The sequence below is a fragment of the Nonomuraea sp. NPDC050394 genome, from assembly GCF_044459065.1.
Taxonomy (GTDB): Bacteria; Actinomycetota; Actinomycetes; order Streptosporangiales; family Streptosporangiaceae; genus Nonomuraea.
In genome coordinates, this window is sequence record NZ_JBITIO010000002.1 from 95,675 (window position 1) to 112,875 (window position 17,201).

Here is a 17,201-nt window from a genome sequence, read left to right on the forward strand (position 1 = left end):
CCTTCACCTCCAGGTTTCCGCTACCAGTCGAGACGGTCGGTCAGCCATTCCCAGACACAGCCGCAGCCGGCGTTCGTCAGGGCCGAGAATCCGCCTTCCAGCGTGATTTCCGGACGTTCGTAGACACGCATTCAGCTCACCTCCTTTCCTGCTCGGCTTTCGATCCGGCCGGGTTCCGGCTCCGGATCCCGGACCTGGGCGGGACCGTGGGGCGAGAGCGCCTCGATCCCGGTCATCAACCGGAGCATGCGGGCCAGCAGCAACGTCAGCACCAGCAGCCACACCAGCGCCCCGTAGACCAGGATCGTGGTCATGCCCGCCTCCTCTCCTTGTGCGCCGACTGGACGGTGAGGTAGGTCCCGAAGGCCGCGGGCAGGCCGATCACCAGGACCGTCAGGCCGAGCGCGTCCGCCACCGCCCCCGCGTGCACGGCGGGCGCCCCGGTCAGATACACCGCCAGCGCGGCCAGCGCGCCCGCCGCCATCGCCGCCGCGCGCACCGGCGTCACCCAGGACAGGTGCGCCTGCCCGAACAGGCACCCGCAGGCGAAGCGGTCCCCGCGCGCCAGCGCCGGCACCGAGATCGCGATGAAGCACAGCGACAGCGCTCCCGCCATCGCGCATCCCGCGACGGTCAGCGGTGGCGGCCCCAGCAGCGCCACCGCCGTGAGCACCTCCACCGCGCCGAGCCCGACGGCGAAGACGGTGCTCTCCTTGCGCATCACCCGGAACTGCACCGCCGCCCGCGCGGCCGAGCCCGGCCGGACCACCTTGCCCACCCCCGCGACGCCGAACAGCAGGGCCAGGACGATCCGCACCGCCAGCACCGCCGGCGCGCCGAGCGATTCCCACGAAGTCGTTATGACGCTCACAGGTCCGACACTGCGTCGGTCTTGCCCGTCTCACCAGGGAAATGAGATGCGATGAGAAATCCGGGCGGGATGAGCTGGGCATTTGCCATGGTTCGTCCCGCCGCGCGGTCATCCGCAGGATGGCATGGTGGGAAATGACGGAGGCCGTCATGACCGGGGGGACGGATGCCGGAATCTGAGGCACGGCAACAATTCGCGCTCATGTTGCAGTCGTGGAAAAAGCGCTCCGGCCGCAGTTATCAGGCGCTGGGCCGGCGGCTGGAGCTGAGCCATTCGACGGTCCACCGGTTCTGCACCGGCAAGCAGCTGCCGCAGGACGTCGCGCTGGTCGAGCGGCTGGCCACCGCGCTCGGGGCCGACCGGCAGGAGGCGCAGATCCTGCGCGGGGTGTGGCGGCTGGCGCGGGACGCACCGCAGGCCAGACCCGACGCCACGCCCTCGCCCTCGCCCTCGCCCTCGCCCGAGGAACCGCCGCACGACGATCTGCCGCGTGACATCGCCGACTTCACCGGGCGGGCGGAGGAACTGGGCGCGCTGCTCAAGGCCGGCGGCACGCCCAGCGGCGTCTGGACGGTCGACGGGATGGCCGGCGTGGGCAAGACGACGCTCGTCCTGCACGCGGCGCACCAGCTCAAGGAGGGCTATCCGGACGGCCGGATCTTCCTCGACCTGCACGGGCACACCGCCGGCGTCGCGCCGATGCCGGCCTCCGACGCGCTGAAGGCGCTGCTGAGCGCCGCCGGGGTGCCGGAGGAGGGCATTCCCGCCGAGGCCGGCCGGCGCGCCTCCCTGTGGCGCTCGGCGCTGGCCAGGCGGCGCATGCTGATCGTCCTGGACAACGCCGTCGACGCCGAGCAGGTGATGCCGCTGTTACCCGGGGCCACGCCGTCCCTGATGATGATCACCAGCCGGGCCCGGCTGGTGGACCTGGACGGCACGGGCACGATCACGCTGGGCGAGCTCAGCGCCGAAGACGCCCTGGCCATGTTCATGAAGATCACCGACGCCGGCCCGCCCGCCGACCTCGGCGACGCCGAGGAGACGGTACGGCTGTGCGGCTACCTCCCCCTCGCCATCAGGATCGTCACCGCCCGGTTACGCCACCGCCTGTCGTGGGCCCCCGGCCACCTCAACGAGAAGCTGCGCCAGGAGCACCGTCGCCTGGCCGAGCTGCAGGCGGGCAGCCGCAGCGTCATCGCCGCCTTCTCCACCTCCTACGGCAAGCTCGGCGGACCGGCCCGCCGGATGTTCCGCCTGCTCGGCCTGATTCCCGGCGTGGACGTGGACCTCGCGGGCGCCGCCGCGCTGACCGGCCAGCCGGTCGAGGCCGCGGAGCCGCTGCTGGAGCAGCTCATCCAGGCACACCTGCTGCAGCGCCCGTCGGCCGACCGTTACCGCTTCCACGATCTGGTGCGCGACTACGCGCGGGCGGTGCTGGCCGAGCAGGAGCGGCAGGAACAGCGGCAGGCCGCCCTCGGCCGGATCGTCGAGCACTACCTGCGCATCGCCGATCACGCCGCCGAGCTGATCGAGCCCAGCCGGCGGCCCAACCCGCCCTCCGGCGCGGTCGCCGCCCCCGCCCTGCGCCTGGCCGACCGCCGGGAGGCGATCTGCTGGCTCGAACGCGAGCTGCCCAACCTGATCGCCGCCATCGAGAGCGCCGCCGCCGGGGGCCTGCTCGTCCAGACCTGGCAGCTGGCCCGCTCGCTGTGGCACTTCTTCCTGCTGCGCGGCGACCCGCGCGACTGGATCCACACCCACCGGCTGGCCCTGAGCGCCGTGCAGCGGCTGGGCGACCGCGAGGGCGAGGCCGAGACGCTCAAGAACCTCGGCGTCGCGTACTGGCTGTCGGACGACCGGGAGGGCGCCATCGCGCTGCACCACCAGGCCCTGGTGCTGGACTGCTGGAACGGCGACCCGGTCGGGCAGGCCAAGACGCTGACCCATCTCGGCTACATCCACCACCGCGCGGGCGAGTACGCCGTGGCCGCCGACCACTTCCTGCTGTCCGTCATGCTCTACCGGGAGGTGGACGACCCGGTCGGGGGCAACCGCGGGCTCAGCGGGCTCGGCGACAGCCTGCGCAGGCTGGGGCGGGCGGAGCGGGCGATGCCGTACCTGCTGGAGGCCTTGTCCCTGAGCAGGAGCGCGGCCGATCCGTGGGGGGAGATCCAGGCGCGCACGGGGGTGGCGCTGGCGCACCTGGAGGCGGGTGAGGCGGGGCTGGCCTGCCGCCACCTCGTACGGGCGCTGGAGCTGAGCAGGCTGCTGGGTGACCGGCTGAGCGAGAGCACGGTACGCACCGCCCTGGGAGCCACGTGGCTGGAGGTGGGCGATGCCGGGATGGCCCGCAGGCACTTCACCAGAGCCCTGACGCTGAGCAGGCAGAGCGGCGACCGCTGGGGCCAGACGGAGGCCAGCGCGGGCCTGAGGGCCGCGCGCACCCGGCAACAGTAAAGGGAGGCAAGATCACGAGGCCCCGGCGGGCACAGGACGGGACCGGCGGACCGCGTCACTGCCCAGCAGACCTGCCGACTAAACGAAAGGCTCGACACCGAAAAACTAGCAGGTGAGCCGCACCGCGGCGAAAGCTCACATAGGAAAGGTTGCCGTTTTCGTTAGAGATCGGCCCGTCTATTTATTTGCGCTTTAACGTGGGTGCCGCGAAACAGCTTGAAGCGGCGACCCCGGCGGCTTCCCGCCCGGCGGGCACGGACCTCCGACACCGCGCTGAACAGGCAGGATTGACGCTTTTCCGGGACCGCGCGGCCGATTATCGAGCGCGGCCTCCCGGCCGTCGCGTCAAACCCTGCCCAAATGCTCCCCTAAAGGCCGATATGGCGCGATTCGGATGTTAGCGTCCTATTTGTCAGCACAGGCAGCACTCGCATGGTGAGTGCACGCACAAAGGAGGGGGATCATGACTCCTGTCGGTTTCCCTACGCGTCACTGGGATGACTGGGGATGGGGCGGCGGCTGGGGCTGGGGCGGCCGCAGACGCTGCCGCCGTCGTCGCCGCTGCGGTTGCGGGCGGCGGAGGTGGTGGTGGTAGCCACCACTGGGAAGAGCCGGCGGGTTTCCCGTCGGCTCTCCCTTTCCGCCCGGCCGGGGGCGCGATCGGGCACGCACGGGCCGGAGCTCGCGCCCGCCGTCATGATCCGCAAGACCTTCGCCGAGTTCTGGCCCGACACCCGCGGCGTCCGCAGGCTGTTCGTCATCGGCGGCGTGCTGGCGATCGCGGCGGCGCTGTGCGAGGTGGCGGCCATCGGACTGTTCGCCGTCATCACCGACGAGGTGCTTGCCCGGCAGGATCTGGGGGCGTTCTGGACCCCGGCGCTCACCTGGCTCGGCCTGGCGGTGGTCGCCGGCCTGGCATCCTTCGGCGGCGCCTACATCACGGCGCTGGCCGCCGAGCGCTTCCTGCTGAACCTGCGCGACCGGGTGTTCGCGCACGTGCAGACGCTCACCCCGGACTTCTTCAACAACCGGCGCCTGGGCGACCTGATGGCCCGGCTCACCGACGACATCGAGGCCATCGAGACGCTGGTCGGGTCCGGCCTGGTCAAGGCGTTCACGACGGTCATCAGCGTGATCGTGTTCGCGACCGCGGCGTTCGTCGTCCGCTGGGACCTCGCGCTGATCACCTTCGCGCTCATCCCCGGGTTCGTCATCATCTCCAAGCTGTTCGCGGCCAAGTTCAGGGGCGCGGCCGCCCGCGAGCGGCAGAGCAACGGCATGATGAACAGCGTCATCGAGGAGAGCCTGTCCAACCAGACCCTGGTGCAGGCGCACAACCGCCAGGAGGCCGAGGCGGGCCACCTGCACCGCCAGGGCGAGACCTGGCTGCGGGCCAACATGTCACAGGCCTGGCTGTCCGGCCTGTACGGCCCCGCCGTACAGGTGCTCGAGACCATCTGCATGATCGTCATCCTGGGCTTCGGCGCGTGGGAGATCTCGGCGGGCCGCCTGACGATCGGTGGACTGCTGGCGTTCGCGGCGTACCTCGCCTTCCTCTACCCCGCCGTCCAGAACCTGGGCGAACTGGCGCTCACCGTCTCCGAGGCCGCGGCCGGCTCCGACCGCGTGATGGAGGTGCTCAAGGCCCGTCCCGGCGTCGCCGACAGCCCCGCCGCCCGGCCGCTGATCGGGCCCGTGCCCGGCCGGATCACGTTCGAGCAGGTGGGCTTCACCTACCCGAACAGGACCAGGCCGACGCTGGCCGATCTGTCCTTCACCGTCGAGCCCGGCCGGACCATCGTCTGCACCGGCCCCAGCGGCGCGGGCAAGTCGACGCTGGCCAAGCTGCTGCTGCGCTTCTACGAGCCCACCAGCGGCCGGATCCTGCTGGACGGCACGGACATCCGCGACATCACCAGCACCTCGCTGCGCGACCACATCACGATCCTGCAGCAGGAGAACCTGCTCTTCTCCGGTACGGCCCGCGACAACATCGCCTACGGCAAGCCCGGGGCGAGTTTCGAGGAGATCGTGGCCGCCGCCAAGCTGGCCGACGCGCACGACTTCATCAACAGGCTGCCCGACAAGTACGACACTCCGCTCGGCCAGCGCGGGCGGCTGCTGTCCGGTGGGCAGCTCCAGCGCATCGCGATCGCGCGTGCCCTGCTGCGCAACGCGCCGGTGCTCGTCCTGGACGAGCCGATGACCGGCCTGGACGCCGCGACGGCGGCGCGCGTGCTGGAGCCGATGCGGCGGCTGATGGAAGGCCGTACCACCATCCTGATCACCCACGACCTGCGGCACGTGCCGCCGGACGCGGCGATGATCGTGCTCGAACCGGTCCGGCGGTCCAGCCGGATCCGGATCAAGCACATGCCGCCCGCGCTGTCGCGCCTGAGCCGCTGACGCGACCGGGTCCGGGACGGCCACCTCTCACCGGCGCTCCCGGACCCGCTGACCCCACGCGCACCCGATGCGCCGGGAGCTCTCCTTGATTCAGGCCCGCGGCGCGGATGTCCGCGTGAAGACGCTCAGTGCTGTTCCTGCCGCGGGAAGACCACCTCGCCGACGATCAGCTGGACGGCCGCGGCGACCGGGATGGCCAGGAGCGCGCCCACGACGCCGAGCAGGGCGCCGCCGATGAGCGCGGCGACGATCGTGGTGGCGGCGGGCACGTCGACGGAGGACTTCATCACCCTCGGCGCGATCAGGTAGTTCTCGATCTGCTGGTAGACGATGAAGAACACCAGCGTGGCGATCGCCACCGGCAGCGAGACGAACAACGCCACCACGGTGGCCACCGACGCGCCGATGCCGGCCCCGATCAGCGGGATGAGGTCGGTGATGGCGACGATGAGGGACAGCGGCAGCGCGTACGGCACGCCGGCGATCGACAGGAAGAAGAAGCTCGTCACACCGGCGATGAACGAGATGATCAGGTTGCCGGCCACGTAGCCGCCGACCCGGTTGAGTATCTCGTCGCCGAGCAGTTGCACGCGGGCGCGGCGGCTCCTGGGAACGAGCCGGTAGCCGGTGTGGGTGACCGAGCGCAACGAGGCCAGGAAGTACAGGGTGAGGATGAGCACCGTCAGCGCCGAGAACACCGCGCTGACCAGGACCCCGGCCACGCCCAGCAGCCCGCCGAACACCTGCCTGCCGAGATCTCCGCTGGTCAGGTAGGTCTGCAGGCGCTCCAGCAGGCCGTAGCGCTGGTCCAGGTCGCGTATCTGGGGGTTGTTCTGCAGTTGCTCGACGTAGGCGGGGACCTGGTCGATGAACTGGCCGGCCTGCTGCGACAGCGCCGGGACGACCGCGAGGCCGAACCCGGCGAAGAAGACGATCACGCCGGCGAACACCACCGAGATCGCGGCCCAGCGCGGCAGGCCGCGCTCCTGCAGCCACCTCACGGCGGGATCCAGGCCGACGGCCAGGAACAGCGAGACCACGATCAGGATGATCATCGAGGCGGCCGCGGTCAGGGCCTGGACCAGCAGCCAGGCGGTCAGCACGCCGAGCGCGGCGGTGAAGCCGAAGGTGAACGGGCTGCTGCCGAACGGCCGTCCCGGCTTGCCGAACGGCATCATCCCGGCCGGCTCGGCACCTGCGTGGGGGCCGGGCTCCGGCAGGCCCGGGTCGCCCTCCTTGGCGGAGCCCGGGCGCGGGACAGGGTCACTCCCCTTGGTGGGGGCCGGGCGCCGGACGGGGTCACTCCCCTTGGCGGGGGCCGGGCGCCGGGCGCGGCCGGGGCGGTCGGGCGCGGGGCGGTCGTCGGTCATGGCGGCTCCTGAACGTGAGGGCCGACATCTGCCCTCACCGGCCGCCTCCTACCGTCCCGGCCGTGTCCGCGTGCTCAGGGAGAGATCCGCACCCGGCCGGTTTCGCCGTCGGACAGGAACGACGCCAGGGCCTGTCCCTGCTCGGTCACCTCCGCGCGCTCGGCGCGGGACAGGGCGCGCAACGGGGTGACGGTCACGGTGCCCGCCTCGGCGGTCCAGGTCGCCGACACCCGGCCGTCGGCCAGGACCACGCGGGTGCCCGCGACCGACAGGCCGCGGTGGGCGTCGTCGACGATCCGGGTGCGGTCGTCATAACCGAGGAGCGCGTTGTCGAAGGCGGGCAGAAACCGTACCGGGGCGGGCGTGTCCGGGTCGGGGCGCGGGGCGCCGGGGAGGTCCAGGAGTTCCCGGCCGCGTTCGTCGCGGAAGGCGACCAGTTCCCCGCGGATCGACGCCACCGCCGCCGGCAGCCCGGCCAGGCCGCTCCAGGCGCGCACGTCGGCCGTGGCGGCGGGGCCGTAGGCGGCCAGGTACCGCCGGACCAGCGCCGCGCCGGCCGGGTCGGCGCCGTTGTCCGGCGAGGGCACGACGTCGCGGCCCAGCCAGGAGGAGAGCAGGGTGTTGCGCACACCGCCCTTGGCCCGCCACAGCCCGCGCGGCGGCATCTGCACCATCGGGATGAGCGCGGCCACCAGCATCTCGCCCAGGGCCCGCGTCCCCGGCTCCGGCCACCGGCCGGCCACCGCGCGGGCGATCTCCGCCATTGAGCGCGGCTCGCCGTCGGCCATGACGGCCAGGCCGGCCGCGGCCAGTTCGCCCAGGTCCACCCCGGCGAGCTCACGGCGGTAGGTCCCGAGAACCCGCTGCCGCAGCATGGCGTCGTGGCGGGGGCGCCAGGCCAGGACGTCCTCGGCGGTGAGCAGGTGAACGGTTCTGCGCATGAGGTGGGTACGGACCACGCTCCGCCGTACCAGCAGATCGGACAGCTCGGCCGGATCGAACGCCCGCAACCGCGACCAGAGCCCCACGAACGGTTCCTGTGGCTCCTGCGCCTGCAGCCCGCACAGGTGCGCGACGGCGTCCAGGGCCGGCAGGTCGGCGCGGTCGAGGAGCATCTGACGGGCGAGGGTCGCGCGGTTGAGCGCCCGGGTGCCGAGAACGGTCATCCCCCAAAGATCGCAGAAGAAGCGGTCAGTTTGTGTCCTCTTCCCGCGGCAACATAGAGGTCATGCTCAAGACGTCGGCACGGCTGCTGTCGCTGCTCTCCCTGCTCCAGGTACGCCGTGACTGGCCCGGCGCCCTGCTGGCCGAGCGGCTGGAGATCAGCCCGCGCACCGTGCGCAGGGACGTGGACCGGCTGCGCGAGCTCGGCTACCCCATCCTGGCCGTGAAGGGCCCCGACGGCGGCTACCGGCTCGACGCCGGCACCGACCTGCCGCCGCTGCTGTTCGACGACGAGCAGGCCGTCGCGCTGGCCATCGCCCTGCAGAGCGCGGCCACCAGCGGCGCCGGCATCGAGGAGGCCGCGGCGCGGGCGCTGAACACCGTCCGGCAGGTCATGCCCGCCCGGCTGCGCCGCCGCATCGACACCCTCCAGATCACCCCCGTCGAGGCGGCCCGGCGGCATCCCCCGGCCGACAGCGGTGTGCTGTCGGAGCTCGGCGCCGCCGTCCACGCCCGCGAGGTGCTGCGCTTCGGCTACGCGGGAGCCGAGGGACCGCCGCGCCGGGTGGAGCCCCATCACCTGCTGACCTGGGGCGGGCGCTGGTACCTGGTCGCCTGGGATCTGGACCGCGGCGACTGGCGTACCTTCCGCGCCGACCGTGTCACCCCGCGCGGGCCGTCGGGTCCCCGCTTCGCCCCGCGTGACCTGGGGGACGTGGCGGCGTTCGTGGCGGAGAGGTTCCAGGGCGGCTCCGGCGACTGGCCCTGCCGCGGCGAGGTGATCCTCGGCCTGCCCGCCGCCGACGTCTCCCCCTACGCCCGCGACGGCGTCGTGGAGGAACTCGGCCCGGACCGCTGCCGGCTCATCCTCGGCTCGTGGTCCTGGCCCGGCCTGGCCGCCACCATCGGCCGGTTCGACGCCGACATCGAGGTCGTCGGGCCGCCCGCACTCAAAGACGCCTTCGCCCATCTTGCTCGCCGTTATGCGAAAGCATCAGGATAAAAACCCCGGAGGCCGGTATTTCTGCTGAGCGCGACACTCCCTTGGACAACGCCTTAGTCTGCGGGCTCATCGGCATGGCCGGCCTGTTTGTTCTGGCGGAGGCGGCGGGCAGGCTGGAAATCGTCCCCACGGCGCAATTCCCGCTGGCCTCCACCGTGCTCACCACCGCCGCGCGACTCGCCATGGATCCGGAATTCCTGCTGGATGTCGGCGCCACTTTCGCGGGCTGGGCACTGGGGCTGCTGCTCACCATCGCGGTGGCGGTACCGGCCGGGCTCCTGCTCGGCAGCGTGCCGCCGGTCGAGGCGGCGCTGCGGCCGGTGATCGAGTTCCTGCGGCCCATCCCGTCGGTGGCGCTCATCCCGCTGGCCGCGTTCGTCTTCAGCGAGCGGCTCGACATGAAGATCGCGATGATCGTGTACGCCTCCGTCTGGCCCGTGCTGATCAACACGATGTACGGCCTCAAGGAGGTCGATCCCCTGGCCAAGGAGACGCTGCGGGCCTTCGGCTTCGGCCGGGTCGCGGTGTTGCTGCGGGTCTCGCTGCCGAGCACGGCGCCGTTCATCGCGACGGGGATCCGGGTGGCCGCGACGATCGCGCTCATTCTGGCCATCAGCACCGAGTTGCTGGCCGGCGGGTCGAGCGGGATCGGCGCGTTCATCATCCTGGCCGGCAGCAGCCCCGACGGGCTCACGCTGACGGTGGCCGCCACCGTGTGGGCGGGAGTGCTGGGCGTCGTCACGAACGGGGCGTTCACCTGGGCGGAGCGCCGCCTGTTCCGCTGGCGGGCGGCCCGGTGATCGCGCGGGTCGTGGTGGTGCCCGCCGTCCTGATCGTCTGGGAACTGGCCACGCGGGCCATGGCGCACCCGTTCTTCCCGCCGCCGTCGGTGATCGTGGCGCACATGCGCGAGCTGTGGTTCACCGGTTCCCCCGCCCGGCTCTGGCTGAACGACACGGCTCTGGCCAACTTCCCGCCGAGCCTCGGCAGGCTGCTGGCGGGCTGGGCCGTGTCGGGCGTGGCCGGTGTCGCGCTGGGCGTGGCCCTGGGCCGCTCGCCGCTGCTCTACCGGCTCCTCGACCCGGCCATCCAGTTCGGCAGGGCGCTGCCGCCGCCCGCGCTGCTGCCGATGATGCTGGCGTTGTTCTCGACGGGCGCCCGCATGCAGATCGCCGTGATCACGTTCGGGATCGTGTGGCCGGTGCTGTTCAACGCGGCGGACGGGGCCCGCCACGTGGATCCGCTGCATCTGGACACGGCGCGGGTCTTCGGCCTCTCGCGCGGGCGGCGCCTGTTCAGGGTGATCCTCCCGGCCGCCGCACCGAAGATCTTCGCCGGGCTGCGGCTCAGCCTCTCCCTGGCGCTGATCCTCATGGTCATCGCGGAGTTCTTCAGCACCGAGGGCATCGGCTTCCAGCTCCGCGCGGCGCAGCGGGCCTTCGACCTGCCGGGCGTCTGGGGCGCCATCGTGCTGCTGGGCGTGCTGGGCTATTCGCTCAACCAGGGCTTTCTTTTTCTGGAACGCCACATCCTCACCTGGCATGACTCCGCGCAAGATAACAGGTCATGACAGGGGATCCATTCCCGGGTAGTCTCAAGATCACGGTAATATCGGCCCTTGGAGCTCTTATGTTAGAGTTTCGCCGCTTTTATCTCTTTTGTGCCGCCACGTTGGCCATCGCCGCGTGCGGCGGACATTCGGCCGGGCAGGAAAATGGCCGGGAAAAGACCGATATCACGATCGGCATGCTGGCCCTTCCCGAGGTGGCGCCCGTGCAACTCGCCATCGACAAGGGCTACTTCGCCGCCGAGGGACTCAAGGTCGAGGTCGAGGTGATCGCGGGCGGCGCGGCGGCGATGCCCGACCTGGTCTCCGGCAAGCTCGACGTCCTGCACAGCAACTACGTCTCCGCCCTGGCCGCCTCCGCCGGCGGCGTGGTCAAGATCAAGATCATTGGCGACGCCTACGTGGCCAAGCCCGGCAACTTCGTCCTCATGACGAAGAAGGGCTCGCCGATCACCACGGTCGCCGGGCTCAAGGGGGCGACGATCGGCGTCAACACCCTGAACAACGTGGCCACGCTGTCCGTGAGCGCCCTGCTGAAGCCCGCCGGGCTCACACCGGCGGACGTCAGGTTCGTCGAGCGGCCCTTCCCCGAGATGGCCGCGGCGCTGGAGGGCGGCCAGGTGGACGTGGCCTTCCTGCCCGAGCCGTTCCACCAGGCGGCGGCCAGGAAGGGCGCGGTCGTGCTGAGCGACATCTTCACCGGGCCCACCGCCGACTTCCCGATCTCCGGCTACCTCACCACGGAGACCTTCGCGCGGGGCAACCCGAAGGCCGTGGCCGCCTTCCAGCGGGCCGTGCGCAAGGCCGCCGACCTGGCCGTCGCCAGCCCCGCCGAGATCGCCCCGGCCCTGGAGAAGTACACGAAGATCGACCGCGCCACGGCCGGCGAGATGAAGCTCGGCGGCTACTCCACGTCCGTCGACGCCGCGCGCCTGCAGCGGGTGGCGGACATGATGCTCGAGTTCGGCTACCTGAAGCGGAAGTTCGACGTCACACCGATGCTGGCCGGAGGTGCCTCCTCATGATCGCTCCCTATCAGGCGGTGGGGCTCGTGCCCACCATGCGCGGCATCCGCGACCGCGAGGACATCAACCGCAACATCGACCACATCGGTCACCTCATCAAGGCCGCCTCCTGGCTGTCCAGCCTGGACCTCCCGGTACGGCTGATCGCGATCCCGGAAGGCGCGCTCCAGGGCTTCAACGACGAGGTCCTCGACCTCGACCACGAGGACTTCGCCGCCAACTGCGCCATCGACGTGCCCGGTCCGGAGACCGCCCGGCTGGCCGAACTGGCCGTCCGGTGGGACGCCTATCTCATCGCGCAGGCCAAGGCCCGCCACCCGGAGTTCCCCGGCCTGTTCTTCAACCTCGGCTTCGTCATCGACCCGCGGGGCGACATCGTGCTCAGGCACTACAAGACGGTGCCGCTGCTGCCCGTGGAGCACTCGGTGACGCCTCACGACGTGTGGGACCGCTGGGTGGAGCTCTACGGCGAGACGCTCGACAGCTTCTACCCGGTCGCCGACACCGAGATTGGCCGCATCGGCATCCTCATGGCCAACGAGGGTTCCTACCCGGAGAACGCCCGCGGCCTGGCCATGAACGGCGCCGAGATCATCTACCGCGGCCCCTACCCCCACCCGCACGCCGGCAACGGCATCTACGAGGTCCAGAACCGCGCCAGAGCCCTGGACAACAACGCCTACCTCATCGCCTGCAACCTGGGCACCTACTACCTCGACGCCGACTCCGAGCACCCGATCGACACCTTCGGCGGCCAGTCGATGATCGTCGACTACAAGGGTCAGGTCGCCGGCCGGCACGACTACAGCGGCGGCTCGTCCTGGGTCGCGGGCACGATCGACATCGGCGCCCTGCGCCACTTCCGCTCCACCGCCCAGTGGGACAACTGGATCAAGGACCTGAAGACCGAGCAGTACCGGGTCATCTACGACCAGCCCATCTATCCCAAGAACATGTACCTGACGCGCAAGCCGTACACGCACGCGGAGTTCCGTTCCGAGGTCATCCTCCGGCAGATCGAGCTCATGCACGATCGCGATATCTGGGTACGTCCGGAGAAGTCCTGACCCGGCGCGGCCAGAAGTTCTCGGCGAACAGGCGGGCCACCAGCTCGCCCCTGCTCGACACGCGGACCTTGCCGAAGACCGCCTTGACGTGGTCGCGGACCGTGTGCGGGGAGATGAACAGGCGGCCGGCGATCTGCCCGGTGGTCAGGCCGAGCGCGATGAGCTGGGTGATCTCCAGTTCGCGGGGCGACAGCTCGTACGCCTCGGCCATGATGACCGCCATGTCGGAGGCGGCGGCGGGCTCGATGACCAGGACGATCGGGCCCGCCGCACCGCCGGGGCCGCTCATGGCGGAGGCGTGACACACCAGCCAGTGCCCGTCGGCGGTGCGGATGCGCACGCGGGCGGCCTGACCGGGCGCGCTGGCGCGGGCCTGGAGGGCGGCGGTGACGATCCAGATGGGCAGGCGCACGCCCAGCTCACTGCTCGCCGACGGGCCGGCGGGGAGCCTGGCCAGGTAGTGGCGCGCCTCCTCGTTGACCGACGTCGCCCGTCCCGACGCGTCGAACAGCACCAGGCCCGGCCCCGGCGCGTCCGGCGCCGGCCGTACGTCCGCGGGCCGGGCGAAGGAGCGCAGCCGGGCGGCCAGCGGCGCCGACACGCTCGCCACGAACTCCAGCTCCTCCGGCCCGAACGGCGCCCGCCCCTTGTCGCGGAACAGGCTCACCACGCCCCACGTGCGCCGGCCGGTGCGCAGGACCGCGCGCAGCTCCTCGTTCTGCGCCTGCCAGGGACGGCGGCCCCCGTGCCGCCGGCTCGCCACGGCCACCTCGGCGCGGGCCAGGTCGCGGAAGGCGAAGGGGCTGTCCTCCAGGATCTCGCTCTCCCAGTAGGCGGCGCAGTGCTCGCCGCCGCCGAGGTTCTCCACCCGCATCGGGGCCGTGACCAGCCCGGTCTCGGGGTCGGTCGCCGACCACACCGCGGCGTCGAAGGCCACGACCCGCCGTAGCCGCGCCGAGGTGACGGCGAACAGCTCGTCGGCGTGTTCCGCCCGTTCCGCCCGAGCCAGCATGTCGGTACGGCGCCGCCGTACCGCAGAAGGAGAACCCACGCCCCCACCCTGCCTGTTCATGGGCGGGCACGCGCATCCCCCAGATGAGGGATGGGCCAGGGGCGGGGGTGGCGGCCAGCATCTCCCCCATGAGAATCGCCATCGCCGGAGGTGGGGCCGCCGCGGTCGCCCTGCTCGACTCCCTTGCCCGGCTGGACGCGCGGCCCGCCTCCGTCACCGTGTTCGAGCCGTCGGCGCGGCTGTGGAGCGGGCGGGCGTACGGGCCCGACCTTGACGCCGTACGGGTGAACGCGCCGCCGGTGATCATGTCGATCCGCGACGGCGACCAGGGGCACTACGCGCGCTGGCTCGGCGAGCGGGCGGCGGCCCACCTGGACGAGCGCTTCGGCGTGCCGCTGGTGCCGCGCGCCGTGTACGGCGAGTACCTGCACGAGGTCGCCACAGCGGCGGCGGCCCGGTTGCCGGTGGACGTGCGCCGCGACCGGGTGACCGGCGTCTCGCGGCGCGGCGTGGAGCTGGTGGTGCGTACGTCCGGCGGCCACGAGCAGGCGGTGGACCGGATGGTGCTGTGCGTCGGCGGCGGGACTCCGCACGACCTCTTCGGCCTGGCGGGCACGCCCGGCTACGTCGCCGACCCCTATCCGCTCGCCCGCACCGTGCGGGACGTGCCGCACGACGGCGCGGTCGCGGTGATCGGCAGCGGGCTGACCGCGGTCGACGTCGTGGTCGCCCTCGCGTCGGCGGGCCACGCGGGCCCGATCACCCTGATGTCGCGCAGCGGCGTCCTGCCCCACGTGTGGCAGCGGCCGGTCCGCCACGAGACGCGGCACCTGACGGCCGCCCGTCTGCGCGAGGTCCGCACGACCGGCGACGTGGCCCGGCTGGTGCGCGCGGAGCTGGACGACCTGGGCGAGGACTTCGACGCCTTCGCCGCCGACCTGCTGGCCACCCCGCTCGAAGATCCGGTCGTCCGGCTGCGCCGCCAGCTCGCCGCGATCGACGCCCCGGAGCTGGGCCGCCGGATCGTGCAGCAGGCGGCGCACACGCTCGGCCCGCTGGCCTGGAGCCTTCTGGAGGACCGCGACCGGCTGACGGCCGCGCACCACCGCACGGCCGTCAGCGTCAGCTCGCCGATGGTGCCGGTGAACGCCGTCCAGCTCGGCCGGTTGCTGGAGGCCGGGCAGCTCACGCTCGTCCGCGGCCTGCGCGCGGTCGTGCCGTCGCACCCGGGCTTCCGCGTCACGGCCCGCGGCGGCGGCCCGCGTGCCGACGTCGTGGTCAACGCCGTCAACCCGCCGCCGCACGCGGTGCCCGAGGCGGCCGCGTCCCTGGTGGCCTCGCTGCTGGCCGAGGGCCTGGCGGCGACGGGGCCGAAGGGCGGGCTGGAGGTGGCGCCCGGCGCCGCGCTGCACGTCGTGGGCGATCTGGCGGCGGGCGGGACGTTCGTGACGTCGAGCATCCCTGCGGTCGCCGCCCAGGCCGCCGCCACCGCGCGGGCGCTCATCGCTCAGTAGCCGGCGTCCCGGCCGCTTCTGCCCGGGTCGGCGACTCTCTCGATTCCGGCGGCGGGACTCCCGCGCGCCGATGGGTCGGGGACGTGGCGCCAGCGGCGCCTCGTGCTTCTCCTCCCCGGCCTAGGATGGGGTGGTGGAGCCCGTCTCGAACGAGCACGAGGGGCCGCTGGCGGAGTTCGCGGCCCTCCGGCAGGAGATCGAAGCACGCGAGTTACGCAGGCAGAGCCTCTTCAACCTGCACGTCACCGCCTCAGGCGCCGTCCTCGGATACACGATCTCCCCCTACGGCAGCCCGCTCGTGGCCCTGATCCTGCCGTTCACCACGTACCTGTTCTGCGCCCGGTACGTCACCCATTCCGGCTTCGTCCAGGAGATCGGCCGCTACATCCGCGACGAGCTGTCGGCCAAGGTGCCGGGCGGGCTGCACTGGGAGGCCTGGCACGCCGCCCAGCCCCGGCTGGTGCGCATCCCGCGCCTCGCGATGCCGACGCTGGTGGCCTTCCCCTTCGTCAGCCTCGTGTCTCTGTGCTGGTGCCTGGTGCCGGTCGCGGGTGGCTGGAGCGGCGCCACCGTGCTCGCCCGCCTGGTCGTGCTGGCCGCCTGGCTCGCCGGATGCTACGGGCTTTTCCTTACGTATCGGCTGGCCAGCGACATCGACCGGCGCTGGCGGGAGTCCGAGAACTCGGTCTAATCCACCCTCAGTCGAACACCTGTTCCTATATAATGATCGCATGGAGCTGAAACCGAAGGGTTTGCCCGATCTGTGGCGTCCGCCGATCGTGGAGTACGCGGAGGCGATGTTTCCGGTGGCCGACGGCGGCGAGGCGCGCTACCTGCTCGCCTGGGGCGACGACCGCGACGGCGAGCGCTGGGGCTATCTGCTGTGGCGGCCGCAGACGCTCGACACCCACGACGGCATACGGCACAGCGGCCACGTGCGCTGGGTGCACTGGCAGGACATCCGCCCGGTGGCGGGGGAGGACTACGAGACCGTCCCGGTGTGCGACCCCCTGCTGGCCGGGCACGACGATCCCATCTGACCGCTGAGGGGCTGTCGATTCTCCGGGTGCTCACGCGTCATGAGGCGTGAGCACGCATCGGAGAAAGGCAGAACCCATGACCGACATCCAGGCGGCCATCGCCGCCGAGCGCCGCGACCTGGCCGCCCTCCTCGCGGGGCTGACCCCCGAGCAGTGGCAGACGCCCTCGCTGTGCGCGGGCTGGCGGGTACGCGAGGTCGCCGCCCACCTGTCCATGGCCTTCAGGTATTCCATGCCACGAGTCGTCCTGTCCATCCTGCGTGCCCGCGGCGACTTCCACCGGGCCTGCGACCGCCTGGCCCGGCGGGACGCCGCGGTCATGGACACCGGGCGGCTCGTGGCGGCCCTGAGTGACAACGCCGAGCACCCCTGGACCCCGCCGGGCGGCGGGCCCGGGGAGGCGCTGCGCCACGACGTGATCCACGGGCTCGACATCACGCTCCCGCTCGGGCTGGACAGGAAGGTCCCGCCGGATCGCCTCAGGCCGGCCATGCCCGCCGACCTGTCGGCCAAGAGCATCACGTTCTTCGGCGCCGACCTCGACGGGGTCCGCTTCGCCGCCGACGACCTCGACTGGAGCGCCGGCTCGGGCGACCTCGTCAGCGGCTCGGCCCAGGACATCCTGCTGGCCGTCACCGGCAGGAAGCTGCCCGCCGGGCGGCTGTCCGGAGCCGCGGCCGCCCGGTTCACCAGCTCATGAGAAGG

16 protein-coding genes are annotated in these 17,201 nt (G+C 71.9%); 11 read left to right on the top strand and 5 right to left on the bottom strand.

What is annotated here, in order from left to right; all coding sequences use genetic code 11:
• Positions 1–131: 131 nt before the first annotated feature.
• Positions 132–314 (bottom strand): hypothetical protein, encoded by a 183-nt coding sequence (locus ACIBKY_RS08660; RefSeq protein ID WP_397095596.1) that lies wholly within the window; start codon positions 312–314, stop codon positions 132–134.
• Complete coding sequence (locus ACIBKY_RS08665; protein ID WP_397095598.1) at positions 311–871, bottom strand: MauE/DoxX family redox-associated membrane protein; 561 nt, start codon at positions 869–871, stop codon at positions 311–313. The genes ACIBKY_RS08660 and ACIBKY_RS08665 overlap by 4 nt, the downstream gene beginning before the upstream one ends.
• A 201-nt stretch (positions 872–1,072) precedes the next feature.
• On the opposite strand from ACIBKY_RS08665, the gene ACIBKY_RS08670 reads away from it, so the two are divergent.
• Positions 1,073–3,328: an ATP-binding protein gene (locus ACIBKY_RS08670; RefSeq protein ID WP_397095599.1), complete on the top strand. Its 2,256-nt coding sequence runs from the start codon at positions 1,073–1,075 to the stop codon at positions 3,326–3,328.
• A gap of 507 nt (positions 3,329–3,835) precedes the next feature.
• Positions 3,836–5,734, top strand: a complete 1,899-nt coding sequence (locus ACIBKY_RS08675) for an ABC transporter ATP-binding protein (protein WP_397095601.1) — start codon at positions 3,836–3,838, stop codon at positions 5,732–5,734.
• 125 nt (positions 5,735–5,859) lie between these two features.
• Here the strand turns inward: ACIBKY_RS08675 and ACIBKY_RS08680 are convergent, their stop codons facing one another.
• Positions 5,860–7,104, bottom strand: coding sequence for an AI-2E family transporter (locus tag ACIBKY_RS08680; protein WP_397095602.1), 1,245 nt, complete (start codon positions 7,102–7,104; stop codon positions 5,860–5,862).
• Positions 7,105–7,178: 74 nt separating this feature from the next.
• Positions 7,179–8,270, bottom strand: coding sequence for a winged helix DNA-binding domain-containing protein (locus ACIBKY_RS08685; protein WP_397095604.1), 1,092 nt, complete (start codon positions 8,268–8,270; stop codon positions 7,179–7,181).
• A 62-nt stretch (positions 8,271–8,332) separates the two neighbouring features.
• Here ACIBKY_RS08685 and ACIBKY_RS08690 point away from each other — a divergent pair, with 62 nt between their 5' ends.
• Genes ACIBKY_RS08690 through ACIBKY_RS08710 form a run of 5 tightly spaced genes read left to right on the top strand, consistent with a single transcriptional unit; the run spans position 8,333 to position 12,930 of the window.
• The gene (locus tag ACIBKY_RS08690; RefSeq protein WP_397095606.1) at positions 8,333–9,271 is read left to right on the top strand and encodes a helix-turn-helix transcriptional regulator; all 939 of its coding nucleotides are present in this window, start codon (positions 8,333–8,335) and stop codon (positions 9,269–9,271) included.
• 41 nt (positions 9,272–9,312) lie between these two features.
• Complete coding sequence (locus tag ACIBKY_RS08695) at positions 9,313–10,071, top strand: ABC transporter permease (RefSeq protein ID WP_397095607.1); 759 nt, start codon at positions 9,313–9,315, stop codon at positions 10,069–10,071.
• Complete coding sequence (locus tag ACIBKY_RS08700) at positions 10,068–10,841, top strand: ABC transporter permease (protein ID WP_397095609.1); 774 nt, start codon at positions 10,068–10,070, stop codon at positions 10,839–10,841. Before ACIBKY_RS08695 ends, ACIBKY_RS08700 begins: the two co-directional genes overlap by 4 nt.
• Positions 10,842–10,900: 59 nt before the next feature.
• A complete protein-coding gene (locus tag ACIBKY_RS08705; protein ID WP_397095611.1) occupies positions 10,901–11,863 on the top strand; it encodes an ABC transporter substrate-binding protein in 963 nt (320 codons plus the stop codon).
• Positions 11,860–12,930, top strand: coding sequence for a nitrilase-related carbon-nitrogen hydrolase (locus tag ACIBKY_RS08710; protein ID WP_397095613.1), 1,071 nt, complete (start codon positions 11,860–11,862; stop codon positions 12,928–12,930). The genes ACIBKY_RS08705 and ACIBKY_RS08710 overlap by 4 nt, the downstream gene beginning before the upstream one ends.
• Here ACIBKY_RS08710 and ACIBKY_RS08715 read toward each other — a convergent pair.
• A complete protein-coding gene (locus ACIBKY_RS08715; protein WP_397095615.1) occupies positions 12,887–13,981 on the bottom strand; it encodes a response regulator transcription factor in 1,095 nt (364 codons plus the stop codon). The two genes, ACIBKY_RS08710 and ACIBKY_RS08715, sit on opposite strands and share 44 nt — an antisense overlap.
• Positions 13,982–14,070: 89 nt before the next feature.
• Between ACIBKY_RS08715 and ACIBKY_RS08720 the strand changes: the two genes are divergently transcribed.
• The 4 genes from ACIBKY_RS08720 to ACIBKY_RS08735 all read left to right on the top strand — a co-directional run bounded on the left by ACIBKY_RS08720 (position 14,071) and on the right by ACIBKY_RS08735 (position 17,196).
• Positions 14,071–15,456, top strand: coding sequence for an FAD/NAD(P)-binding protein (locus ACIBKY_RS08720; protein WP_397095617.1), 1,386 nt, complete (start codon positions 14,071–14,073; stop codon positions 15,454–15,456).
• A 133-nt stretch (positions 15,457–15,589) separates the two neighbouring features.
• A complete protein-coding gene (locus tag ACIBKY_RS08725; RefSeq protein ID WP_397095619.1) occupies positions 15,590–16,147 on the top strand; it encodes a hypothetical protein in 558 nt (185 codons plus the stop codon).
• Positions 16,148–16,187: 40 nt separating this feature from the next.
• Entirely contained in the window at positions 16,188–16,496 is a 309-nt protein-coding gene (locus tag ACIBKY_RS08730; RefSeq protein WP_397095621.1) for a hypothetical protein, read from the top strand.
• Positions 16,497–16,572: 76 nt separating this feature from the next.
• The gene (locus tag ACIBKY_RS08735; RefSeq protein WP_397095622.1) at positions 16,573–17,196 is read left to right on the top strand and encodes a maleylpyruvate isomerase family mycothiol-dependent enzyme; all 624 of its coding nucleotides are present in this window, start codon (positions 16,573–16,575) and stop codon (positions 17,194–17,196) included.
• Positions 17,197–17,201: the final 5 nt, after the last annotated feature.